The sequence below is a fragment of the Vibrio sp. 10N.286.46.A8 genome (genome assembly GCF_041470165.1).
Classification (GTDB): Bacteria; Pseudomonadota; Gammaproteobacteria; order Enterobacterales; family Vibrionaceae; genus Vibrio; species Vibrio tasmaniensis_A.
This window is the reverse complement of record NZ_JBFRLX010000130.1, coordinates 1-24,911: the sequence shown is the minus strand read 5'-3', so window position 1 is coordinate 24,911 and position 24,911 is coordinate 1. Positions and strand designations below refer to the sequence as shown.

Genomic DNA, 24,911 nt, shown 5'->3' with positions numbered 1-24,911 from the left:
GAGGTCGTACGGTATTCTGTCTTGATTAATTTTAGCCGAGATCAACCATTTGTGTTTTAACGTTTTATGCAAACGGTTAACTAGGGGTAGTTGGTTGGGGGTAGAAACAAAAATGCCAGCGGTTAGGCTGGCATTTGTTTAGTTGCAACTATTTTTATTCCAAGAAAGAAGCAGTAATAGATGCTGAAGTTAACGCGTTGTCGATCAAGAAGTCTACAGCTTGTGTCTGCATGCTTGCATGATGACCTGCGTCCAAAGGTGTCGGTGAAGTGGTATCTTGCGGTATTACAAACGTACTGTGCGCAGCAACATCACTGAACTTAACAAAGTCCTTTGCACCATCAAGAGTCATATCTTTTGAATCAACAGCCTTTAGGCCAAGTTTGGTTGCTAACGGTGTCGTTCCCGCAAACGGAGCGTTTGCCACTGCGTTTGGTACTGTATCATCACCTTGTACTTGCCCCATATAAATAGGCAGAACAGGTGAGCCAGAAGCAACTAGATAAGCAGCATTGGTAAACGGATCCACAGTATCCAACACAGTTTGTGCAGCGTAAGCGAACTGTTGGAAAGCGGCTGTCATGGTTGCTTTCTGTGCTGCAGTCGCGTTTGCTTCAAACGTTGTGTAACACTGTTTGCTAGAGAGGCTTCCACAGTTCGCGGTTGCAAAACCTGCGTATTCAGTTGAAGCGCTCAATGCAACGCTGTGCTTAACTTGAGGGCCAAACTCTGTAGAACCCAGTAGAAGGTTAGATATCTGACCACCAGAGTTTTCTATCGCTGCTGAACTGAATGAGTAAAGCGAATTAGCTGCGACACTACCGAGAGTACGGTTAGAGGCTGCAACTGCCGTCGTTCCAACAATACCGCCTAGCGAGTGGCCTAAGAACTTCACTTGTGAGCCAGTAGCTAGATTAAATGCCTTCAATGGAGAAGTTGTGAGTGCATCAGATTTTAATGAAACAGCTAAAGATGCACGTAAGCCCATTACATCAAGTGCACTTTGACGTACGTTATCGCGAGCGACGGGTAAGTTCGCTAAGTTTAGATAAGCCAGAACATCAGCGTTTGCCGAACGAGTATCATCTAAACTACGTGTACCGTGGAGCGGTAAGTCAATCGCTAAAACCGCTGTGCCGGCTCGTGCTAAGTTGTAGGCAAATGCGTAAGCGTTTTCTTTCGCTGAGGTGATGCCGTGTTGGTAGATCACTACATTAGTAGGATAAGAACCATTCGGCGTAAACAGCAAGAATTCAACGGCTTCCAATGATTTAACCTGTGGGACGGGAGAGTACTTGGTGATGACTCTTTCACTATCAAGTGCTGAACCATCTTTAAGAGTCAGGTTTAAACCGATTAGTTTAAGTTGCTCTGTTTGACTCGTCGCTAATATACTTGCATCAATACCTGCGGCAATTAGTTGAGCTGCCATGTTTGCCTGTTCTGCACTATTACTTAGGGCATTTGAAACCTTAGCTAGGCTAGGCATACCAGATTCAAATGGCTGAGAGTTCCATTCAGTTGCACTTGTTTCTAAGTAGTAAGGTAATTGAACAGAACCTTGGCTTACATCAACATTGTCAGTGGCGCCATACATAAATCCGATGGCACCCTTGGCTTTGGCAATCTTAGTTGCATCGCCACCACCAATGTATTTGTCAAAATCAGTGTCATTTTTTAATGCTGTTTTGAATGTTTCTGTAGAAACAAAAGACATAGTATACGCGGCTTTTAGGTCAACAGAGTTAGGATTTGCACTGCCTTTCCATACACCATTTAGGTTCGCAGAAGCCAACCCAGTCGCTGTTGCTGCTTTTGTCGCGAAAAGAGAGCCGCCAACCGATTCGGTGGTAAACCACGTCGAATAAATGATGTTTTTGCTATCAAGGCTAACTTTACCGGCGGCATTTGCCCCTGCAAAGATTTTCTCTACACCCTGAGTTACTTTCTGTGCTTGAGCTAAGCTACCGTCAGTATACGTTACTGAACTTGATTTAAGAGCTGCGTAGCTTGACGACATACCTACCGGGTCGCCATTAACATCGGTCAGTTCATTCGACAGTGCCAACACGTATTCGCTTGAAGCATCGAGTGAATCTTTAAATACAATAGTAAAGGCATCCGTTGCAGCGCTAGATAACACATTAAAGTGCGTCCCTAGAGTCAAAACGCCTGTAACCGTTGGTGGTGTTGTGGATGTGAGTGAACTACTAAGTTTTAGAATGTAAACGCCGCCAGTCGCGACACCGTCGGCAAGACCGGTACCTTCGAAATTCATAACGATTGGCATCGAAGTAGACCAGCCATCCATTGTGTTCATTGCCGCAATTGGATTCGTTAACGAATCTTTACCACCCGTTGGTAATCCTAGAGTGCCATCCGTCGTGTCCATCAGAGCAAAGCTTGGCAGTGGAACCGCTTTGTTCGCACCACTTAGATGAAACTTAATACTCGTTGTGCGAGCCAGTGAATCTTGAATGTACTGCTCATATTTAACGGCAGTTGAGGCACCTGAACTCGAAGAGTCATCACCACAACCTGCAAGAAATATCGCCGAAGCAAGCAGCGAAACACTAAATAACTTTTTCATGTTTGAATTCCGTTTAGTTAAAGGTGTAGTTCAATTGAATTGCAGATAGGTAAGCTACTGCATCACCTGAAAACTCAAGCTTTTGACCCAGTTCGTTAGTTTCCGTGAAATCACCATCTTTACTTTGTACAAGTGCAAAACCAGCATCAATAGAAAGATCTGGGCTGTATTGGTAAGTCAAGCCAGTGCTGTACCAGTAACGATCGCTATCTGGGATACTTAACGTTGCTTGACCAGCTTGCTCGTCATAGGCAAGACCCGCCCTTAGTGTCCACTCTTGATTCAACTGATAAGTCGCACCCAACGAGTAGCGGTTGTTATCCTCGTAGTGTTCTGTCTTTTTAAAACACACACCATCTTTACAATCTGGACTGGTGGCTTTAAGTTCTTTAAAACTGCTCCAACCCGTTTGTTGCCAACCGTAGTGGATAGCCCACTGATCGGTCAGTTGGTGGAAAGCCGATATTTCAATAATTGAAGGTAAGGTAATTTTTAAGCGGCCAGTCGTTGCAGTTGCGCTACCTTGTACGATTCCACCGGTGTAATCTTTGAAATCACCATCGTCAAAATCAAGGTCAACTTCCGAACGATAAGCGATAGAAAATCGATTGTTTTCATTCAATTCATATAAGCCACCCACATTCCAACCAAATGCGAATGTTTCGCCAGTCATACTGATTAACTTCGTCGACGAAGGATCACCAGTAACATTTGAAATAGCACCTTGGTGTCGGTTGAGTTCAGCTTCTGCATAAACAAGGTTTACGCCAGCACCAATGCTGAATTGGTCGTCGATTCTATACGCTACGTTTGGGTTTAAATTGACAGACATTAGTGATGTATCACCAGCTAGATCACCCGCGTAGATATCATCTGGGTAATCGGTAGCAACACCGTAGTTGGAAAACATACCAATGCCCCAAGCCCATTGCTCATTGATTGGGCTAATGTAGTAAGCACCAGGTACAATCTGAAGGGGAGCGACGTCTTTAGATGTCTGACTTTGCCCGCCAGAACCTGGAACATTGTTTTGAGTAATGTCTACTTCGGGATCAACGACAGAAACCGCGCCTGAAAATTGGGCTGTATCAAATAGGGTCATTGCAGCGGGGTTTCTCGCAAGTACACTCGCGTTGTCGGCAACTGCACCTTCACCTGAAAATGCGCGTCCAAGGCCTGAGGCAGAATGCTCAGCAACTTGGAAACCAGCCGCAAGTGAATTACATGCAAATAGCACAGAAAGCGAAACGAGAGAGCGTTGTATTGTTTTCATCCTTGACCCTCCTAGGGCATCAAATCTCATTCTTATTGTTGAAAACACATTGAGCATTCTTATTTGTGACGCTCCAATGTAAATGACATGTTAAATTCATGTTTCATGTAAAGTCAAAGAATGAGTTATCATTTTGTGAAGTTATAATTTTACGGGGCGGGACTTTAACATTTATAATATGCATACAATCAATGGTTTATTCGTGGTTGGAGGTGTGACCAGAATGTTTATGCGCATTAACGGAATAAATAGTGTTCAATTGCTTAAATATGTAACAACTTTGTTTGTGTTTACCGTTAATCGCTAAATCGGCATAATACGGTTTCATTTACGATGGCATTAAATTGGAATTTAAGTTTGGAATTACTCGCGATAGAGTTTCTTGGAAAACCGCTTCGTTTAGAAGGTTCAATGGCTGGTTGGCAACAGCTGTTCTGGGATAATACACTTGTGTCTCAACTGGATGCGACCTCAGAGCAAGATAATGCTCGAACTCACTCATTCAAGTTGCAATCTGGCGAGGATACGTTGCAGTGTCACGTCGAAGCGTCAGTTCAATGGCAGCCATTTGAGATGTGCTACAAAGCCTCCGTCAATGGTCAAACGATTGCCGAAGGTAACCGCGACACTAAAGACATCGAGCAACAAACTTCCGTTGTAGCACCTAAACCTGAGAAGCGTTTTAGCTTAATTGGATTAGTGTCGCTTGGTATGAAAGCATTAAAAAGTGCCAAGCTAATCAAAGTCGTACTTGCCTCAGCGAGCTTGGCTGCGTATTCATGGCTGTTTTCAATTCAATTTGCTTTAGCTCTAATCGCTTGCCTTATGTTCCATGAATACGGCCATATTAGAGCGATGAAATACTTTGGCATGAAGACCAAAGGCATCTATTTGATACCGTTCCTTGGTGGTTTAGCGTTATCCGATGAGAAGATCAATACGCGCTGGCAAGACGTAGTTATCTCAATCATGGGGCCATTGTTCGGATTGATATTGTCTTTGGTGTTTACCGTGTTGTACTTGATCACTGGCGAGATGTTCTTTGCTGGGCTTGCAGTATTCAACGCGCTATTGAACTTGTTTAATCTATTGCCAATTTTGCCTCTCGATGGCGGACATGTACTGAAAAGTATCAGTTTCTCAATGAACAGTGTGCTTGGTATTGTATTGTGTATCGCAGCAGCTGTTGCTGGCGTAGTGTTGAGTTATCAGTTGAATCTGACCTTGTTTGGTTTCTTATTGATTATGGGTAGTGTGGAAATACTGTTCGAATGGAAAGGGCGTCACCACAGTCACTTGCTGCCATTAGACAAATATGGTCAAGTCGTGTCGTTTGTTTGGTATGTGGGTTTAGTGAGTAGTTTGATTGGTGTTATCTGGTATTTTGCATCTACTGGTGATCAGCTATTAAGCCTACCATTGCAAATTCTTGGTACTTAACAAGAATCAAAACAAAAAAATGCCCTAGCCAATATGGATAGGGCATTTTTGTATTCGAAGTTTAGCGTCTAGACAAATGTAAATTACGCTTTGCAATTTGGTCTTGGAGAACCCGATTGGGGAAGCGTTTTGATCGTCGCTTGCAGATCTTTGATACGCGTACTGTGCGAAGGGTGTGTAGAAAGCAGTTCTGGGGGCTGATTACCACCCGATGCCTTCGCCATGTTTTGCCATAGGTCGACACTTTGGTTAGGATCGAATCCAGCTCTAGCCATATACTCTAGGCCAACAACATCGGCTTCAGACTCTTGAGTTCGCCCATACGGTAGAATAACGCCATACTGAACGCCTAAACCTAAAGCAGCCATCGTCATACCTTGATATTGGCTGTATTCTGATGCGCCTAATGCGATGCTAGTAACCGATAAACCAGTGTTAGCGATTTGAGACTGAGATAGGCGCTCGTTACTGTGGTCTGCTAAAACGTGCGCCACTTCGTGCCCGATAACTGTCGCGAGTTGGTCTTGATTAACCGCTACCTTAAGTAACCCGGTATATACGCCAATTTTTCCGCCTGGTAGGGCGAATGCGTTTACTTGGTCACTGTCAAAGACAACAACTTCCCATTCACTAAAACCTTGTTTAGGAATGTATTGCGTGATGCTGTTTGCAACGCACTGTACATAAGCGTTCGTTTTTGCATCTTTGCTGATGGGTTGTTCTTTCTTCATTTGTTCAAAAGACTGTGCTCCAAGCTGAGACATATCTTTATCTGAAAAAAGCAGTAATTGGTTTCTGCCTGTTGGGGAAGCGCTGCATGCACTTAGCCCAGCGAGTGTAAGAAGCGAGGCAAACTTCATCCATGACGTCATACAATATCCTCTGTGTATTCGGTTTTTATGCATGTTAACATCAACTTGTGTAATAGCTAGTAGCAGTAAGATAACTATTTCGGTAATAATCCCAGCAGTAATGCTAACGTTATTGGTTTTATCAACCTATTAACGATGATAAAACTGCACACGCGATAACAAAGCCAATAATTAAGGAACCTACATGAGTATTTGGAAAAAGCCCGTTGACCTAGAGATCTTCAACGCGACCTCAAAAAATACCTTAATTGAACACCTCAATATTGTATACACCGAGGTCAACGACAACTCTTTGGTGGCAACCATGCCGGTTTGTCATTTTACCCACCAACCTTTAGGTATGCTCCATGGCGGCGCATCGGTTGTGTTAGCAGAAACGCTTGGCTCATTGGCTGCTAATTTTTGCGTTCCAGAAGGCTACTATTGCGTTGGGCTAGATATCAACGCAAACCACGTTAGATCAATGCGCGATGGCCATGTTGTCGGTACTGCTGAGCCTATTCACTTAGGTGTGTCTACCCAAGTATGGCAGATAAACATCACGGATGAGCGTCAACGCTTAGTCTGTACAAGTCGTTTAACTATTGCTGTGAAGAAACATAAGCGATAATAGGCTAAGCATTAGTTAGCTGTGTTTGTATTTATAAGAAGTAATCTGTATTTAAAAATAGTCCGAGAAATCCATGGTCATAACGTTTAAAAGTGGGAAAATCATCGCAACCGTACATGAGCTGGTCGTTCGTTTGGATGGTGAGCACAGAGTCACGCTACAAGCTCAAGTTGATGCAATCCAACTGATAGGAAAAGGGGCAAATGTCATTTCAGCCAATGGTTCTGAATGCAAGTGGTCGATTAAATTAGACAACGAACAGCAGCTTCGAGATATTGCCAATGAAATCGGCTGCGATGTGATGTAATCGTATACTGCAAAAGTACTTAGGCCTTCTATTTGAATCAAATCTTAGGACACCATACCTAATAAATCTCAAGAAAATCACATCAGTAAGATTGATTTTAAGTCTTAAAATAGGGAAACTGAATTCAATGTCCTTTGAATAAGTTTTCCTCTTTATGAGCAGCCCAAGACTTCGCGTTCAATTTGAAACCCTGTTTGAATACTTCGATGGTAAAGATTCTGATGTTCAGCTCGACGACATCACGGATGTGCTTTGTTGTACCCGTCGTAATGCCCGGATGGTACTCAATAAGCTTGAAGAAGAAGGATGGGTAGAGTGGTTACCTGCGGCTGGGCGAGGCAAGTTATCTCAACTTATTTTTAAGCAGAATCGTTGCGATGTCAGTGAAAACTTAGCAAGACGCTACTTACAAGAAGGTAAAATTGGACAAGCGCTGTCAGTGCTTGATCACAATGCAGCCAAGCTGACTCAAGTTATTCAAAATTACTTGGGTGTGCAATACCAGGAAGGTGAGCAGGTTATTCGTTTGCCTTATTACCGACCGCTTTCTATGCTTAACCCGACAAAGTCGATGCGACGATCTGAGCAGCATATTACCTGTCAGGTATTCAGTGGGTTAACACGTTTGGATGAGAACGATCAATTACAGCCCGATCTTGCTCATTCATGGCAAAAAATCAGCGATTATCAATGGCGATTCTTCTTGAGACCCGGAGTCCGTTTTCATAACGGAGAGCCTTTGTTAACTAATCATGTTGTGGATACGCTGCTAGCACTCGAACCTCTCAATATGTTCTCACATATAAAAGACGTCTCTTCTCCGGCAAACTGTGTGGTTGATGTCTTTTTAACGCGACCAGATAAACACTTCCCACTCGCTCTGACTGAATCTGTTGCCAAAGTCACCTTACCGATGATTTTACGTGGTGAAGACTACGATATTCGACCGATTGGTACTGGCCCTTATCGCATTGAAAAGAACGATGAGAAGCAACTCGTGCTAACGGCTTTTAACGGATATTTTGGTTTTAGGCCATTGATTGATCGTGTTGAGGTTTGGGTTGTTGATGAGGCTTACTCTTCTATGGTTTACCCAAGTCTTTCTAAGCCTGTAATGGCGGATCGCGGCGATAGCGACGAAGTCGAACTTGATCCCGGCTGTACCTATCTACTGTTGAATCGGAAAAAGGGCATCGCACAAGATCCTGCATGGGCGCAATTTTTATCTAATACTTTGAATGCGGCCGATCTGTTTGTACACATTCCGAAAGAAACTGTTATCGATTTGGGAGTGTTACACGCTTATGGGATAAAGCCCGGTTGGTATGACATCAAGTTGAACACGCCGGTTTGTCCACCAGCGAATGCGAAACCAACCATTAGATTGGCTTACCAATGCCAACACCCAATGTTTCCAACACTTGCGAAGGCTATTGTTACAGTGTTGAAGCAATATGACGTCGACGTTGAACTTTATGGTTACGAAACCGATCCTCCACACGCCGATAATGTCGATATTTGGATCAATCCAATGGGTATCGCCAACAATAGAGATGACGCGTTAGCGGGCTGGTTGATGGATTACAGCTTTCTCGATGAATCTAGCCCGGCAGAAGACTTCGATCAATGGTGTCACATGATCGATCGTTGGCGCTCGGGCGAATTCGAGCAATTCCCAGCAAGACAGTTAGGTAAACAATTGGTGCAAAGCAATCAATTGATTCCAATGTTCCACTGTTGGTTAGGCGTTAACAAAGATCAATGCGGTACGCTGCAGAACGCAAAGTGTAATGCACTTGGTTGGTTCGACTTTAGCCAAGTTTGGGTAAAACCGGACGTTGACTAAGACCAGAGATAACTTGATTAGGACAACACGATGCAAACGGTGATGATCACATTTATAACGCTGGTGGCGTTTGCTGCCAATTCAGTGTTGTGTCGTTGGGCTTTGATGGATCAAACCATTGATCCTTTGAGTTTCTCGATCGTTCGTATCATATCGGGTGCCCTTACACTTCTGATTTTATTAACTTTGTCTTCCCACTCTAAGCCTAGAGAGGAGCTAGTAAACAACGACAAGTCGGTAGAGACAAAGCTTAAATCACAGTTTCAATTCACATCAATATTGTCACTCCTCGTTTATATGTTTGGCTTCTCGTTTGCTTACTTAGAGCTTGGTGCAGGTCTCGGTGCTTTGGTTCTGTTTGTTGCGGTTCAATTCACGATGATTGCCGCGCACTTATTTTCGGGCAACAGAATGTCATTGTTAGAGTGGTGTGGTTGTTTGTTGTCAGTTTCTGGGCTCGTTTACTTACTCATGCCGACGGATTCGACAAGTTCGCCCGATATAACCTCCATCATATTGATGGCTCTGGCTGGAGTAGGTTGGGGGATTTATACACTTGCGGGTAAGAAATCCACGAACGCGTTGCAATCCACTACTGCCAACTTTGGATTTAGCTCGTTAGTGATCCTTGTGTTAGTAAGCCTGTTACTTGTCATCCCTAATGTGGCATCGCAAATATCCATCACAGAACAAGGCTTGATTTACGCAATATTGTCGGGCTCAGTGGCTTCTGGTGTGGGTTATAGTTTGTGGTATTACGTGGTGAAAAAACTGGATACAGTGGTCGCATCCATTGCACAGCTTTCTGTTCCCGTTATCGCGACACTTGGCGGCGTTTTGTTGTTATCTGAACCTGTTACTATGCAATTTATTATCTCATCGACTGTTATCTTACTTGGGATAAGCTTGGTTCTTGTCGCACCTAAACTTAAGAAATAAAGGGTTCAATCATTAACTTCTATGGCTAAACCAAACAAAAAACAACCGACTAAAACGGTTCAGATTTTCTGTGCGAAATGCAAAACGCAACTTTTTAAATATCGGAAAGGCGGCAAAGGGGCGCTCGTAAAGTGTTTTAAGGAACGTATAGTCGAAGATTTCACAAAAGACCCTTGTGTGTGCCCTGAATGCGGAATTGAATTTGCGCGAGATACCTTGGTTCGAGGTACGCCTGCCTACAAGTTTGTGGGGGGCAAGGTAACTATGAAGTAGTACAGAAGAAAAAATGCCGCAACACATCATGCGTGTGGCATTTCACATTGTTTTTTATATTCAGAAGAAAGGTTAGCGCTTAATGAGCTCTAACTCGTCCTTGAAGTTGCAACAGTAATAGCGAGACAATGGCACCCGTTGTATCACACAGCATGTCTTTCTGTGCATCCCAAATATCACCTTGTGAGCCAAGGAACGCGATACCTTCATCACCACCTGCAATCTCTGCATACCACCACTCAATAATTTCATAACCTGCTGCAACACTCATGATCGCAAATAGGGCAAAGAAACAGGCTAGTATCGGCTGAGCCAATTTCTTACGAATCAAATACTCTGCGAGTGGATAGGCATAAAGACCAATGGAGAAATGGGCTACTCGGTCAAAGTTATTGCGCTCAGAGCCAATAAGGTTATTGAACCAGTCAAATGGCACTTCTGCGAAGGTATATTTTGCGCCTATCGTGTGCAAAATAAGCCAGATAAACATCAGAGCATAAGCTGTCTTAGAAAAGGTGAGCTTGGTGGATAACCACCATATCCCGATAAGAATACCGAGAGCAGGGACGATCTCAGCGATCCAAACGGCTCTTGAAGATGGCGCAAAGGCTGAAAAGAGAAAGATAACAAGATAGACAGCAGTTAGTGAGAGTAGAGGTCTATTTTGAGCAAGTGGCGTAATTGTCATCATCAGATCCTTTATAAGTTTTATGTATAGTTACATAATAATGAACGGTGTTCAATTGAGATCTAATCACCAGATTTGTTGAAAAGTAGTGTTATCGCCCAGTATCTAGACAAACGGTTGTTAGAGTTTCACAAAAGTTTGATTTACAACAAAGCGATCCTTAAAATTGCTCTATTACTACATAACAAGAAAGAAAGTCATGAAACTGGAAACTGTCGATTACCTTGCTGACGACGCAGCAGAACAATTTGTTCGCTCTCTACGTGAAACGGGTTTTGGTGTTCTTAAGAACCACCCAATCCCGAAAGAGCTTGTTGAGTCTATTTACGAAAACTGGTACCAATTCTTCATTACAAAAGAGAAAGAGAACTTCCAATTTAATGTTGATACACAAGATGGATATTTTCCGCCTTCAGTGTCTGAAGTTGCAAAAGGCAACACGGTAAAAGACATAAAAGAGTTCTTCCATGTATATCCTTGGGGCCAAATCCCTGAGCAACTGAAAGAGCAGATTCTAGATTACTATGAACGTGCGAACGCTTTTGCAGAAGAGCTACTAGGCTGGATTGAAGTACATGCACCTGTAGAAGTACAAGAGAAGTTTTCTATTGCATTGTCAGAAATGATCAATGGAAGTGATCAGACTCTACTTCGAGTTCTTCATTACCCACCAATGCAAGGCGATGAAGAGCCAGGTGCTATCCGCGCGGCAGCTCATGAAGATATTAACCTGATTACCATTCTTCCAGCAGCAAACGAGCCGGGTCTTCAAGTTCAATCTCAAAATGGTGATTGGCTAGACGTACCTTGTGACTTTGGCAGCATGATCATTAATATTGGTGACATGCTTCAAGAAGCATCGGATGGTTACTTCCCATCGACGAGTCACCGTGTAATTAATCCATCAGGTGAACGCCAAGAGAAATCTCGTATTTCTTTACCTCTATTTCTTCACCCGAAACCAGAAGTGGTTTTGTCTGAAAAATACACAGCCCGCGAGTACCTAGTCGAACGTTTGAGAGAACTTGGCGTTATGTAGTTAGAGATACTGGTATGTCTTTGAAAGGTCAGCAAAATTGCTGGCCTTTTTTTGTTATTCCAAAGAGCTAAACCAATCATAGTCAATTACTGGTCAACTTAGCTGCGTAATTTTGATGGATAACGGGCTCTTGAGCCAAGCAATTGAATGTGGTGTTCCATTAAGCTCGACAAATCGTAGAAAATCGCTTTCAATTAAGAGAAGTCAGCCCACTGACCTAGGGCAATTCATCATGCCTAACAAGCTAACAAGCTAACAACTTAATAACGCAAATGAGCCAACTATGTCGAATAATCAAGGTGTGAGAGCAAGCTTTCATAGCCATATGGAGAACCCTTTGCTCTGGCCCATTATGGAAGTGCTTAAGCGAAAACCAAGCGGATGGAAAGTACACACACTGGCGGCTCATCTAAACGATCTTGGGTTTATGCCTGTATTAGATGCAGCACCCGAGAAGGAGTTATTTAAAAAGAACTTTCTCATTATGAATGCGCTGTATCAGCTTCAAGAAACGTTGCACCCTGATGGTTGGCTTCAAGTTCAAGCAATGGATATTGAATTGATGAATGGAAGCTATCATGGAAATAGCCACAACATTGATCACCAAGACCCACTTCGAGACTACTACACTAATTGGGCTAACTATGAAGCGGATGAAGGTGAAGTCAAAAGGCTGCTGAACGAGTTTTGGACTCGGTACAGAAAGTTTGTTGGCGCTGATACGCTCAATTTAGATAAAAACCGTGCATTGAAGTTATTTGATCTCCCTGTAGACGCAACGCATAAGGAAATTAGAAAGCGTTGGCGACAGCTGGCGTTGCGGTGGCATCCCGATAGAGATGAGGGCAATACGGCAAAATTCCAGACGCTTTGTGAGGCGTGGCATGTATTACGAAGTTCATAATCGACGTAACTCTTACTGCGCTGTTTATTGACTCTTTAGAGTGAAATTTAAGCCCTATATAAAATTGAAAAGCCCCATGTTGTGAGTGACACAAGTGGGGCTTTGTCGTCATTACGCTTGTATTGTTACTAGGCTAGGCGTTGTAACTAGGTTAAGCGTCGTTCTTACTTCATTTATTATGCTATGAGTGATCTTTGCTTTCGCCACTCTTATGTTCGAATGCATAGTCGAGTACTTTACGGATATAAGGGGCACCGACCTTGGAACCACCATTACCGTGCTCGATGACCACCGTCGCGACATATTCAGGGTGTTCGTAAGGTGCGAATGCCGTGTAAAGCGCGTGATCGAGTAAATGCCGAGCCAGTTTCTTGGAGTTGTAGACCTGATCTTTTGCAAGATCAAACACTTGGGCTGTTCCCGATTTACCGCCGCTAGTGTAGTCAGTTCCTTTAAATGCACGTCTGCCGCTACCTCGACTGCCGTGGTTTACGAGTCGCATCGCATTAATAGGTACATCCCATATCTCGTCTGGTACTTCAGTGATCGACAGCATCGGCTCAGGTTCAACCAGTTTTTGCGTATCAAAATCTTCACCGTGATCTAAGGTAGCTCTCAAGATATGAGGTGGCATTACCTTCCCATGGTTAACCAGTACCGAGGTTGCTTTGGCAAGTTGCATTGGCGTGGATGTCCAATACCCTTGGCCAATACCAATAGGGACGGTGTCACCTTGATACCAAGGGGTACGATAACGCATCATCTTCCATTCTCGAGTTGGCATGTTGGCGGTGCTTTCTTCATAGATATCGATGCCCGTAGGTTCACCAAAACCAAAGCGATTCATCCAACTTGAGATGCGGTCGATACCTAAATCAAAGGCGGTTTGATAGAAGAATGAATCCACCGACTCTTCAATCGCTTGAGTTACGTCAACAGGACCGTGACCCCAGCGTTTCCAGTCTCGCCATGATTTAGAGTTGCGTTTGGAACCGGGAATTTGCCATGAACCGTGATCATCACGAATGGTGTTTTCTGATATAACATGCTCTTGTAATCCAGCAACGGCCATAAATGGTTTTATGGTGGATGCTGGAGGATAAACGCCGAGAGTAGTGCGGTTTACCAATGGGTGAGCAGGGTCATTCAATAGACGTTGGTAGTTCTTACTCGAAATGCCGTCGACAAATAGATTAGGGTCATAACTTGGGCTAGATGCCATCGCCAGTACACTGTTGTCTTTTGGATCGAGGATAACCGCACTTCCGGTTCGGTGATCAAGTTGCTCAAATACGTATTTTTGCAGTTCAAGGTCAATATTTAATACTATGTCTTTGCCTGCAACTGGCGGCACGTACTCAATAGTCCGAACAACACGGCCACGGCTGTTTACTTCAACTTCTTGATAGCCTTTGGTTCCGTGTAGGATATCTTCGTAATAGCGTTCGACACCGAGCTTACCAATAATAGTAGTCGCTTGATAATTCGCTTCGATGCCTTTTTCTTCTAGCTTCTTTAGGTCACTATCATTGATGTGTGCCACATACCCTAAGACATGTGTCAGCACCTCTCCATTTGGGTAAAAGCGCTTTAAGTTCGTATCAATCGATAAGCCGGGGAATTGGTACTGGTGCACCGAAAACTTAGCGATCTCTTCTTCACTTAGGTTCTCTAATATAGTGACAGATTTGAAACGGCGCGTGTTGTGATAACGTTTTTTGAATCGAGCGATCTGCTCAACATCACGCGGGATGTATTTGTCTAGCTTGGCGAGCATGGTATCGACATCATCTGTTTGCTCGGGAATCATCGTTAGATTAAACACAAGCTTGTTCTCGGCAAGCAACACACCATTACGATCGTAAATTAGCCCGCGAGTAGGCGCGATAGGCAATACTTTGATTCTGTTGCCATCAGCACGAGTTTGATAGCTTTCAAAATTGTCGACTTGAAGTCGGTACAGGTTGGCGACTAAGACGAGAGTGAACAGTAAGATCCCACAAAACGCCACGATTACACGGTTTTTGAATAGGTTTACTTCGATTTTATGGTCACGCATCTTAACGCGTTTATGATTCATTGAAGCCTCAAGAGTCTGTTACATTTAGTTACACCTATCGAGTCGGAACTTTATCTGAATATCGCCATAGTTTTGTAAAAGCTGTGTCATGATTTTGGGGATTTCTATGATTAAAGCGCTGACCAACAATGTAGTCACGTAAAGAGTGGCCGAATCAGATAGAAATATAGGAATTGAACGCAAAAAAACGGCCCTCATAAATGAGAGCCGTAACAATAAAGATTAACTTAACGCGAGGTATTAGTTCGAGCTCGAAGGTTTGAACTGAGATTTACGCATACGGTTTAGTGCGGCCATTACATCCAATACTCTTGGTTTCGCTAAGTCACCGTAGTTTGGCATGTTCACGTGCCACTCATCGCTTAAGATAGCGCTAAACTCTTTAGCAGGGTTGTTTGACCAACCTGGAGTTTGTGCAAACTGGAACCAAGCCCAACCAATCGCGTTCACTTCTGAGGTTGATTCTAACTGCTCTAATGCAGAAAGGTCCGCGAATTCCTTACCAAAACGCAGTGACTCTTTGCCTTTCGCGTTAACTCGGAATTTGCCGTCAGTAAGAATGTTCATCAATGCTGCGCGGTTTAACGAACGAGGAACAAACGTTTCTAATGCGGTCTCACATTCGTTAGTTCGCTGAGTAGGGTGTTGAGCGATGACTTCTTGTGCTTTATCAGTTACGTCTACCGCTTGGTAGTCGTGCATTTGAATAACAGTGTCAGCCACGTCTAGGTAATCGCCAGATCCACCCATTACAACAATGGTAGAGATATCCATCTCTTCACGTAGTTGGCCAATACGGTCAACAAGTGGAGTGATTGGCTCAGCACCTTTTGATACTAGAGCTTGCATACGTTCGTCACGAATCATGAAGTTAGTCGCTGACGTATCTTCATCAATAAGTAGTGTTTGAACGCCTGCTTCAATCGATTCTTGTAGCCAAGCCGCTTGCGATGTAGAACCTGATGCATCTTGTGTGCTGAAATTAGACGTGTCTTTCTGCATTGGTAAATGGTTGATGTAGTTTGAAAGATTCAAGTTGTGTACACATCGGCCATCTTCAGCACGGATCTTCATCGTATCAGTCGCAGTCACGATACCTTCACGGCCATCACCAGGAATATGGTTGTAGATAGAACGTTCAACGGCGTTCAATAGTGTAGATTTACCATGGAAACCACCACCAACGATCAGCGTGATGCCTTTAGGAATACCTAGGCCAGTCACATCACCTTGGTTTGGCGCGTTTAGCGTCACACTTAAAGACTCTGGTGCTAGGAAAGGAACCGCGCCTTTCATTGGCAGGTCGCAGTTACCTGCAATACGAGGTAATACACTGCCATTTGCTACGAATGCCGCTAGGTTGTTTTCTTCCAATTGAGCACGCAATGCATCTTGGTCTTCAACAGCTTCACAATGCTTAATCATCGCTTCAATGTTGAGTTCGCGTTCAAGCGTTGCGCGACGAATAAACTTAGGCAAATAGAATGTAATGATGTTGATTGCTTTCTTTGCAAGAATACTACGACCATCAGCGGGTAGGTTGATACGAAAACGAATTTCGATACCGTGCTCGGTGAAAACCACAGATGTGTTATCCAAAACAGTTTGGCCTGTTAGTGCGATAGACACGGTAGCTTCTTGTTTAGCAAATTCAGAGAAGCTACGTGCAATGAAGTCACGTGCTGCTACTTGGTATTCGTAAGATTTTTCTTTAAGCCAATCTAACCCTGTTAACGACCAAGCGCGTGTTGCGCGAAAACGTGAAGATGATGCATACGGGTCACCTTGAACGTGGTCGATGTGTAATTCGAAATCAGCAAAGTCGTATTGACCTTTAATTTGTTGATATGCGCGGAAGTTTTGTTTTTCGAGCTTTTTAAGCTTTGCAGTCAACTGATCCATAACGAGGAATGCCTATATAAAGGGAAGATAAAACAGAAAGGCGGCGATTATAAAAATCACCACCTATAGAGTAAAGAGAAAGTAGGCCTAAATCCAAAACAAAGTGCTCTTTTTCGCGTTAAGCGTAACGAGTAGTCCCCAAATAGTTTTGATTGATTAAGCTGTGTTCGAATTCTTGGCTCGGCATTGGCTTGCCATAAAGGTAACCTTGTCCCACATCACAGCCTTCATTGATGATAAATTGCTCCTGAACTTCCGATTCTATGCCTTCAATCGTGACTTTTAAGTCGAGCTTTTTCGCGATTTGGACTATGGACCGAACGATCTCCGAGTCTTCCTGTGAGTTGAGCATTTGGTCGATGAAGCTCTTATCAATTTTAATCGTATCGAATGGGAATTTCTTAAGGTAACTAAATGAGGCATAGCCAGTCCCAAAGTCGTCCAGTGACAATGTAACGCCAATGTTGTGTAACGATTCCAATGTATTTTTCGCGACGACTTCATCTGCAATGAGGCAACTTTCCGTGACTTCAAGTTCTAAGAAATGAGGTTCTAGGTGATAGGTTTCCAACAGGTGAATAATTTGGTCTGCGAAATCAACATTCTTCAATTGAATAGCAGATACGTTTACGGCTATTTTGAAATCTTCAACGTATTCGGACCACTCTTTCGCTTGCTCTATAGCGTTGCGCAGAGCAAAATTTCCCACTTCGAAAATCAATCCGTTTTGCTCGGCCATGTGTATTAAAGTTTCGTTAGATATGTCTCCCAGAACGGGGTGTCGCCAACGCAGTAGAGCCTCTGCACCAACCCAGCGATGAGTCAACGGGCATACTTTAGGCTGAAAATAGAGCATAAGGTCATCATTACGAACCGCTTGGAGTAAATAACCTTCAATCTTATTAATATGACTTTGTTCTTCAGCATGAGACTGAGAATAGTAAGCGAACTTCTGTCCGGAATCTTTACATGCCAACATCGCTTCTGAAGATTTTTGGATAATACTGTCAGCACCATCGTCGTGCTCAGTAATCGCAATCCCTATAAAGGCATGCAGATGAATTTTGTCACTACCAATGTCAAATTCTGAATGACCGACTTTTACCAGTGTCTGGCATAGTTCTTCGATACGTTGGTGCAAATCTTTAACGCTGAACGCCAACACAAGGTCAACCGAAGTAGGGCGCGCAGTTAATACCTCGACATCAGAGATACTGTCGATGCGTTGTCGGTATTCAACAAGCACTTGGTCTAACGCGTTGTAGCCATATCGAGCTTGAATGCGCCTGCCATTAGTAAATCCAATATGGATTACTGCGAGTGAGCCACCAGTAAACCTTTGTTGTGACAACAACTTCTGATCTAAGCGCGACTCAAAAGCACTTCGGTTCAAAAAACCCGTGCCGAGATCGTGATTTTTTTGGAAATTGATCTCTTGTTCTGCCGCTCTTCGCTTATCAATCTCTTGGTTTAATGAATAATTAAGACTCGCGAGATCTTTAGTGCGAGTCGCAACTCGGCTTTTTAAGTCACGATTCATTTGAGTGAGCTTAGCGTGTTGAAACAAGGTTTTTAATTGAGATTCTATAGAGGTGCGAAAGCTTTCTAATAGCTTAATATAGGTAGGCGTGTAGTGATTTTCTTTCGAGTCCAAGATACAAATGGTGCCGAACAATTCGCCGTTAGGCCAAAATAGCGGAATGCCACAATAAGAGATTAAGCCAAACTTTGTGTCGGGGTTGTTTTTCCAATCAACATCGGCAAGCGCATTGGGTACTAAAAGCTGCTGCTGAGACTCCATCACTGTTTCGCAGTAAAGCCCATTTCCTAATGTTTCAGAATCGCCTTTGTTATAAGGGTTATCCTGACTGTGGCTGGTAGAGAAAACTTCAATGTAGTTGGTATGAACACGCATGATAAGTGCAGCAGGCACTTGAGTGATTTGAGCTAAGAGGTCGACAATATTCTGCCAGCTGGAGGCCATATCGTCAGGGATATCTAAGTCTATCGTTTTTATCTTCTTCATATGACTCCGAGTCAATTATGCTAAATGCATCAACACATCCTGTGTTAATTAAGATGAACCAAATAAACTGTGAATATTACATTAACTAAGTATAAGAAATGTTGCACAAAAAAACCTCCGCAATTTTGCGGAGGTTTTCAAATGTGAATCTGGGTCTCAGTAATGAGATAAGTTTCGATTAAGGCTTTAACTTTATAAAATCATCAGTGTTAAGTTTCTCTTTATAGTCTACCGATGGTTGAGCAAAACCGTTCAACTGTAAAAACTCTTCTTTAAAACCTTGATAGTCACCGATTGATTGGAAGTTGTTTTCATCCATAGCTTCAAGTAGTTCAGTCACATGAGCTTGGGTTTCTGGGTCGAGTTCCCATTCATCCATCCGAATTAGGCGCTCGCCATCAAGTGGTACTTTGGTTTGTCCATACAGCTTACTGCTGAATAAGCGTTGCATTTGTTGGATACAGCCTTCGTGGGTCTCTTTTTCTTTCATCACTCTATATAAGGCGAGTAGGTAAGGGCTTAGCCCCGGAATGAATACGCTCGCCTTGGTGACTAATGCCTTACACACGGTCGCGTAAGCATTACCGCCAAAGTTAGCTAGTTCAAGGTTAAGTGCGTGACTTGTTTGATGAAGGTCTATTTTAGCGCGGCCCAAAGTACCGTCTAAGTAGATAGGGTGCGTGACTTCTGGACCAACGTAAGAAAAAGCAATGGTTTTGCAACCTGGGGCAATAGATTCAGCATTGATCAGCTCATCTATCCACTGTTCCCAATCTTCGCCGCCCATGACTTTGAGTGTGCTTTCGGCTTCTTCTTCCGTTGCAGCATCAAGTGTGTTGGTCACCCAGTTGTCGTGCTCTAATGAGATAGTCGCACCAGTCACGCTTTCACCGATTGGCTTAATGGCAGAGCGCCAGAATTCTTCGGTATTTGGTTTGGGTCTTACGCCAGCGGCTAAGCTGTAGATAATCAGATCCACTTCACCTTCGAAGTAGGTTTCAATGGCTTCGACAACTTGTGAACGTGTTTCTTGTGAAAATGCGTCGCCAACAATGTTGATAGCAGTGCGTTGCTCTCGTTCGGCTTCTTTTTTGAAATAGATGTTGTTGTACCAACCAGCGCTGCCTAGGGATTTTTCGTTAGGACCGCGCTCGAATGAGACGCCGATGGTGTCAGCTTTTGCACCGCCAAAGGTAAGGGCAATGCGAGCGGCAAGGCCAAAGCCAGAGGAAGCACCGATAATCAGTACTCGCTTAGGGCCATCTTTGATCTGCGGCGCACTCTTAACAAACTTGATTTGTTGCTTTACGGCTTCTTGACAGCCTAGAGGGTGAGCGCTTTTGGCTACCACACCCTTGATAATAGGTTCGATCAGCATAAATAACCTTACAGTTAACGGTGATATGCACTCAGGCTAACGTAAAGCTGTGTAAAATTTATTGAGCTAGACCATTAAAACCTAAAGATACTGATATAATTCTTTGGCGACAAATTCAGCAATCCAAGGCTGAGCTTCTGGTTTTGGATGCAGTCCATCGTTCATCATCCACTCCGGTTTGAGGATGATATGCTCTAGAAAAAACGGTAAAAGTGGCACGCTTTGTTGATCAGCAAGCGCTGCAAAGACGTATTCAAACTGCTGGTTGTAACGCTTACCGTAATTCGGTGGGATTTTAATCTTCATCATAATAGGTTTCGCGCCCGCAGCTTTTATCTGCTTAATGATTTGATCAAGATTCGCAGACATCAGCTTAGGTGGGAATCCACGAAGACCATCATTCGCACCGAGTTCGATAAGAACAGTGTCTGGGGCGTGTTCTTCAAGCAATTGTGGTAAACGAGCTAAGCCATTGCCAGTTGTGTCACCAGAAATACTTCCGTTGACCACGGTTACCGTTTTGTCATGCTTTGCTAACGCGTCTGGTAACAGGCTTGGCCAACTCTGTTTGATGTCCATGTTATAACCAGCACTCAGGCTATCACCAAGCACCAGTAACTTAGAATCTAACTCGGTATCTTGAGCCAAAGAAGCGGTTGAAAATATAATTAAGAATAAAAAGGAAATTAGTCGAGTCATGCATACATCCATCATTAAAGCAGAAGCTGTTTCGAAGACAGTGTCTACTAATCAAGAACATTTAACAATCTTAGAGCATGTTGATATCGATATTCGTGAGGGTGAAACGGTTGCGATCGTCGGTACTTCAGGTGCTGGTAAATCCACGTTAATGACACTGCTTGCAGGACTCGATGTGCCAACTTCTGGCGAAATCAGTTTGTTAGGCCAACCTCTATCACAGCTTGATGACGAAGCGAGAGCCAAAATCCGCAGTGAATCCGTTGGGTTTGTTTTCCAAAGCTTCTTATTGATCCCAAGCCTTTCTGCCCTGCAAAACGTCACGCTGCCTTGTTTGTTGAAAGGTGAAGACGAACACATCGAACGCGCGACGGCTTTGCTTGAATCAGTGGGCTTGAAAGACAGGCTTGATCACTTGCCGTCTCAACTGTCCGGTGGTGAACAACAAAGGGTAGCATTGGCTCGTGCGTTTATGATTAAGCCTAAAATTTTGTTCGCCGATGAACCAACGGGCAACCTAGACCAACAAACGGCAGCGAAAATAGTCGAGCTGTTGTTCGAACTTAATTCATCGCACGGCACCACGCTTGTTCTCGTCACGCATGACCCTAAGCTCGCACAGCGTTGCCAACGAACCTTGAAAATGCATGTCGGTCACATAGAGGAAGTGTAAATTGAATTCATCACGCGGACTGAACAAACGACTGTTTTCATGGAGCATCGAAGAGATTCGACATGGTCAGTTATGGCCGGTATCCATCGCTTTAACACTCATTATTGCTTGTGTGTTTGCGCTTTCAGCTTTGGCTGAGCGTATGGAACAAGTAATCGTTAAGCAGGGCAAAGATGCGTTAACCGCCGACAGTGTATTTGTATCGGCAAACCCAATCCCACAACCTTTATTAGACCTGACTCAGATTGAACAGTTAGAAAACTCTCAGTTAACTCGCTTCTCAACCATGGCATTCAGTGATAACTCGATGCAGTTGGTTACCGTTAAAGCCGTAGAGAGCAATTATCCTTTACGCGGTGAAATGATACTGCAAGGAGCAGATAGCGCGGTAAGCAATCATGTTGAACCGGGGGAATTGTGGCTTGATGAGCGTATATTTGCGCAGCTAGAGGTTGAAATTGGTGACAATGTCACTATTGGCGATGCCGATTTAACGATAACTGGGCGTATCACCCAAGAACCAGGTTTGAGCTTTAACCCATTCCAACAAATGCCTGCTGTGCTGATTCATACAAGTGACATCGATGCCACTGGCGCTATTCAACCTGGCAGCCGTGTTAGTTTTAGGCTGTTTCTAAACGGTGATGATACTAAACTGAAAGCCGCACAAGACAGCGTAGAATTAACACCAAGCGATCGCTGGCGCACGCAAGACTCAGCGAGCCGCACTAACGACATGTTCGAGAGCACAACTCAGTATCTTTCGCTAACCGTTGCTATCGTTGTGATAATGGCTGCGACCACTTTGGTACTTACGTGCCAACATTATGTTGCGAGTCGCCGTAAAACCATTGCGATGCTTAAGAGTTTAGGGGCAAGCAAACAATGGATCATTAAATGGTTGTTTGTACAGGTATATCTGTTAGTGGCCATCGGGGCTGTACTGGGAATTACAATAGGGGTCGGCTTAGAGTTTTTACTTCGTATACCATTGGGTGATTTGTTACCAACACCACTTCCTAGCTATGGTATTGAACCTGTCATTTTAGCGATTTTATCAAGCGTCCTCATTGGTGTGCCTGCTCTTGGTATTCCGTTAATTGGCTTGGTCAACACCTCGGCAATCAGCGTGATTCAATCAAGTCATCAGTCCAATGAAAACTACAAGAAATACCTGTTGTTGCTGGTGCCTATTATTCCAATGATGCTGATGTACGGCGATAACCTGTTGGTATGGATAGTTCTAGCGGGTATCGCTTGCCTGTTCTTAGTGCTTGCGATTGTGAGCACGCTTGTTCTGCGTTTGGTCGGTAAGCTGCCGACGTCGACATCTATGCGTTTGGCATTGAGCCGAATTAATCGCACACCATTAGCAACAGGGATTCAATTTGGTTCTTTAGCGCTGTCTTTGATGCTGTTATCGATCATATGGCTAGTGAGAAGTGACTTGTTGTCAGATTGGCAGCAAACTTTGCCCGAGAACGCACCTAATGCGTTTGCGCTGAATATTGCGAGCTATGAGAAAGACAGTTATCTCGAGACGATTGATGCAAACGAAGTAGAGCGTACTCAAGCGTTTCCAATTATACGAGGAAGACTCACAACCATTAACGGCGTTGAGGCGGCGAAATACAGCGAGACCTCAGAAGAAACAGATGCACTAAGTCGAGAGATCAACTTCACTTGGGGAGATAGCCTGCCTGAGTACAATGAAGTATTAGAAGGCAGCTGGACACAAGAGCAGGGCGTATCTGTGGAATCCGATGTCGCAGAGCAACTTGGTTTGAAAATTGGCGATGATCTTTCATTCACAATCAACAGCCAGAACGTCTCTGCCAAGGTGAACAGCATCCGAAAAGTAGAATGGCGTGAAATGAAGCCAAACTTCTATTTCATTTTTACTCCCGATGTTTTGAGCGCTATTCCTTCTACTTGGTTGGTGAGCTTCAGATTAGAAGAGCAACACAACCAAATGCTCAACGAATTATCTCGAAATCACCCGACCGTGAGTTTGATGGACATTCGTAAAATGGGCAGCAAGATCCAAGAGTTGCTCAAACAGATTGTTTGGTCGATAACCGTACTTGCCGCGTTAGGTGTGGTGGCGGGGCTATTGCTTATCTTCACTCTGTTGCGACTGAGCTTATCTCAAAGACAACAAGAGATACGCTTGTACCGAACCTTAGGCGCGAGTAAGAAGCGTATTCTCAACACTATTTGGTGTGAATACGGGGTGATGGCGTTAGTAGCTGGCTCAATTGCTGCGCTGGGTTCTGAACTCAGTGTTGCCGGGGTAATGAACTTTGGCTTTGAGTTAGAACCTTCACTCCACCCAATACTGTGGATAGCGCTACCCGTGCTGACGTTTATCACATTGGCCGCGGTAGTGAATAGCTTAATCAAACGTTTGTTGGCACCAGTAAACAAGGATTTTGGCTAGTCGCTAGCGAGATCTCACAAATGCTTAAAACGGTCTAAAAGTGACATTACTTATACTTAGTCGTTCACTATTTATAAGACGTCTCTTTAGACCGCTTTTTATTTGACCAATGCGTAGCACAAGTTACGAACATCGCACCTTAATCTCCCGTTTTTTTAGTATTTTTTAAAACTAATTGCGCAATAATGCCGATTTAATGAACAGCGGTTAGTCCCTGTAAACAAAGGGTTTGCGCAACTTAGCAAGAACGTTATCAACAGTTATCCACAAAAACGGTGGATAACTTTAGGGATAAGTTAACATCTATGTTTTAAGAGTACTGAGGCAGCCTTTATGTGGCGTCACTTAGGACAAATGTGACGGTTATAATAACCTTTAAAACTCAATCTGGAGTTATTGAGTCAAGAGATTATTTAGGTTTTTTACATAGATATTAAATACTGCCTATCTAAGACCTTGATAAAAATGTGTTTTAATTCGTAGCAGAACAAAAGTAGAATAGCGGCAGTTAATCATATTCTACAGAACACGATGAACCACAACAAAACGGATACAAATCAGCCTTCTATTGCCATTGTTGGTGGTGGTATTGCCGGAACGACGAGCGCAATTCATTTTAGTGAGTTGGGTTATAAGGTCACTATTTTGGAAAAAGGACCGAGTTTGGTTAATGGTCCACCAATTTGCCATCTGCATGCTGGTGGCAATTTGTATCGAGATATTTCTGTAGAGCAGTGTCTTCAGTTGCTCACTCAGTCAATTGATACCGTCCGCTTGTTTCCCCATACGATCAATATTCGTCCGACAATTATCGCTGTTCCACACAGTGATGGTGGAGAGCCGTTGGATCTTCTTCCGCGCCTAAAGATAATCAAGAACGCTTATGCTGAGCTTGTTAATCAAGATAAAAGCAACCAAGTGCTTGGTAAACC

The 24,911-nt window shown here is 43.6% G+C and carries 20 protein-coding genes; 11 read left to right on the top strand and 9 right to left on the bottom strand.

Annotated features, from left to right (window positions below):
- Window positions 1-154: 154 nt before the first annotated feature.
- Window positions 155-2,590 (bottom strand): VolA/Pla-1 family phospholipase, encoded by a 2,436-nt coding sequence (locus tag AB4232_RS13670; protein ID WP_135381398.1) that lies wholly within the window; start codon window positions 2,588-2,590, stop codon window positions 155-157.
- 13 nt (window positions 2,591-2,603) lie between these two features.
- Window positions 2,604-3,863: an outer membrane protein transport protein gene (locus tag AB4232_RS13665; protein WP_012600660.1), complete on the bottom strand. Its 1,260-nt coding sequence runs from the start codon at window positions 3,861-3,863 to the stop codon at window positions 2,604-2,606.
- Window positions 3,864-4,220: 357 nt separating this feature from the next.
- Between AB4232_RS13665 and AB4232_RS13660 the strand changes: the two genes are divergently transcribed.
- Window positions 4,221-5,303 carry a site-2 protease family protein gene (locus AB4232_RS13660; RefSeq protein WP_372087347.1) on the top strand — a complete coding sequence of 361 codons (1,083 nt, stop codon included), beginning with the start codon at window positions 4,221-4,223 and terminating at the stop codon, window positions 5,301-5,303.
- Between the two features lie 83 nt (window positions 5,304-5,386).
- Here the strand turns inward: AB4232_RS13660 and AB4232_RS13655 are convergent, their stop codons facing one another.
- A complete protein-coding gene (locus AB4232_RS13655) occupies window positions 5,387-6,175 on the bottom strand; it encodes a M48 family metallopeptidase (RefSeq protein WP_012600658.1) in 789 nt (262 codons plus the stop codon).
- Between the two features lie 184 nt (window positions 6,176-6,359).
- Here AB4232_RS13655 and AB4232_RS13650 point away from each other — a divergent pair, with 184 nt between their 5' ends.
- From AB4232_RS13650 to AB4232_RS13630, 5 genes are all read left to right on the top strand, one after another.
- Window positions 6,360-6,785 carry a hotdog fold thioesterase gene (locus AB4232_RS13650; protein WP_009845321.1) on the top strand — a complete coding sequence of 142 codons (426 nt, stop codon included), beginning with the start codon at window positions 6,360-6,362 and terminating at the stop codon, window positions 6,783-6,785.
- A 73-nt stretch (window positions 6,786-6,858) separates the two neighbouring features.
- Window positions 6,859-7,092, top strand: a complete 234-nt coding sequence (locus tag AB4232_RS13645; RefSeq protein ID WP_372087346.1) for a DUF3389 domain-containing protein — start codon at window positions 6,859-6,861, stop codon at window positions 7,090-7,092.
- 154 nt (window positions 7,093-7,246) lie between these two features.
- Window positions 7,247-8,938 carry an SgrR family transcriptional regulator gene (locus AB4232_RS13640; RefSeq protein WP_012600656.1) on the top strand — a complete coding sequence of 564 codons (1,692 nt, stop codon included), beginning with the start codon at window positions 7,247-7,249 and terminating at the stop codon, window positions 8,936-8,938.
- A gap of 30 nt (window positions 8,939-8,968) precedes the next feature.
- The gene (locus AB4232_RS13635) at window positions 8,969-9,877 is read left to right on the top strand and encodes a DMT family transporter (protein WP_372087345.1); all 909 of its coding nucleotides are present in this window, start codon (window positions 8,969-8,971) and stop codon (window positions 9,875-9,877) included.
- A 21-nt stretch (window positions 9,878-9,898) separates the two neighbouring features.
- Window positions 9,899-10,150, top strand: coding sequence for a hypothetical protein (locus tag AB4232_RS13630; RefSeq protein WP_009845325.1), 252 nt, complete (start codon window positions 9,899-9,901; stop codon window positions 10,148-10,150).
- 79 nt (window positions 10,151-10,229) lie between these two features.
- On the opposite strand, the gene AB4232_RS13625 is transcribed toward AB4232_RS13630, so the two are convergent.
- Window positions 10,230-10,838 (bottom strand): DUF2238 domain-containing protein, encoded by a 609-nt coding sequence (locus tag AB4232_RS13625; protein WP_122047331.1) that lies wholly within the window; start codon window positions 10,836-10,838, stop codon window positions 10,230-10,232.
- Window positions 10,839-11,037: 199 nt separating this feature from the next.
- Between AB4232_RS13625 and AB4232_RS13620 the strand changes: the two genes are divergently transcribed.
- Both AB4232_RS13620 and AB4232_RS13615 read left to right on the top strand, forming a co-directional pair.
- On the top strand, window positions 11,038-11,877 hold the full coding sequence (locus AB4232_RS13620) for an isopenicillin N synthase family oxygenase (protein WP_041473100.1): 840 nt from the start codon (window positions 11,038-11,040) through the stop codon (window positions 11,875-11,877).
- 283 nt (window positions 11,878-12,160) lie between these two features.
- Window positions 12,161-12,781 carry a DNA-J related domain-containing protein gene (locus AB4232_RS13615; RefSeq protein ID WP_372087344.1) on the top strand — a complete coding sequence of 207 codons (621 nt, stop codon included), beginning with the start codon at window positions 12,161-12,163 and terminating at the stop codon, window positions 12,779-12,781.
- Between the two features lie 181 nt (window positions 12,782-12,962).
- On the opposite strand, the gene mrdA is transcribed toward AB4232_RS13615, so the two are convergent.
- The 5 genes from mrdA to AB4232_RS13590 all read right to left on the bottom strand — a co-directional run bounded on the left by mrdA (window position 12,963) and on the right by AB4232_RS13590 (window position 20,866).
- Entirely contained in the window at window positions 12,963-14,861 is a 1,899-nt protein-coding gene (gene mrdA / locus AB4232_RS13610) for a penicillin-binding protein 2 (protein ID WP_102250461.1), read from the bottom strand.
- 240 nt (window positions 14,862-15,101) lie between these two features.
- On the bottom strand, window positions 15,102-16,763 hold the full coding sequence (locus AB4232_RS13605; RefSeq protein WP_009845330.1) for an ABC-ATPase domain-containing protein: 1,662 nt from the start codon (window positions 16,761-16,763) through the stop codon (window positions 15,102-15,104).
- Between the two features lie 118 nt (window positions 16,764-16,881).
- The gene (locus tag AB4232_RS13600) at window positions 16,882-18,789 is read right to left on the bottom strand and encodes an EAL domain-containing protein (RefSeq protein ID WP_372087343.1); all 1,908 of its coding nucleotides are present in this window, start codon (window positions 18,787-18,789) and stop codon (window positions 16,882-16,884) included.
- Window positions 18,790-18,967: 178 nt separating this feature from the next.
- Window positions 18,968-20,167, bottom strand: a complete 1,200-nt coding sequence (gene fabV / locus AB4232_RS13595; RefSeq protein WP_017097928.1) for an enoyl-ACP reductase FabV — start codon at window positions 20,165-20,167, stop codon at window positions 18,968-18,970.
- An 81-nt stretch (window positions 20,168-20,248) separates the two neighbouring features.
- The gene (locus tag AB4232_RS13590; RefSeq protein ID WP_012600647.1) at window positions 20,249-20,866 is read right to left on the bottom strand and encodes an arylesterase; all 618 of its coding nucleotides are present in this window, start codon (window positions 20,864-20,866) and stop codon (window positions 20,249-20,251) included.
- Here AB4232_RS13590 and AB4232_RS13585 point away from each other — a divergent pair.
- From AB4232_RS13585 to AB4232_RS13575, 3 genes are all read left to right on the top strand, one after another.
- Window positions 20,865-21,539: an ABC transporter ATP-binding protein gene (locus AB4232_RS13585; protein ID WP_372087342.1), complete on the top strand. Its 675-nt coding sequence runs from the start codon at window positions 20,865-20,867 to the stop codon at window positions 21,537-21,539. The two genes, AB4232_RS13590 and AB4232_RS13585, sit on opposite strands and share 2 nt — an antisense overlap.
- Before the next feature lies 1 nt (window position 21,540).
- On the top strand, window positions 21,541-23,979 hold the full coding sequence (locus AB4232_RS13580; protein ID WP_372087341.1) for an ABC transporter permease: 2,439 nt from the start codon (window positions 21,541-21,543) through the stop codon (window positions 23,977-23,979).
- 531 nt (window positions 23,980-24,510) lie between these two features.
- Window positions 24,511-24,911, top strand: a 401-nt coding sequence (locus AB4232_RS13575; protein ID WP_372087340.1) for an FAD-dependent oxidoreductase, incomplete at its 3' end; no start/stop codon positions are given.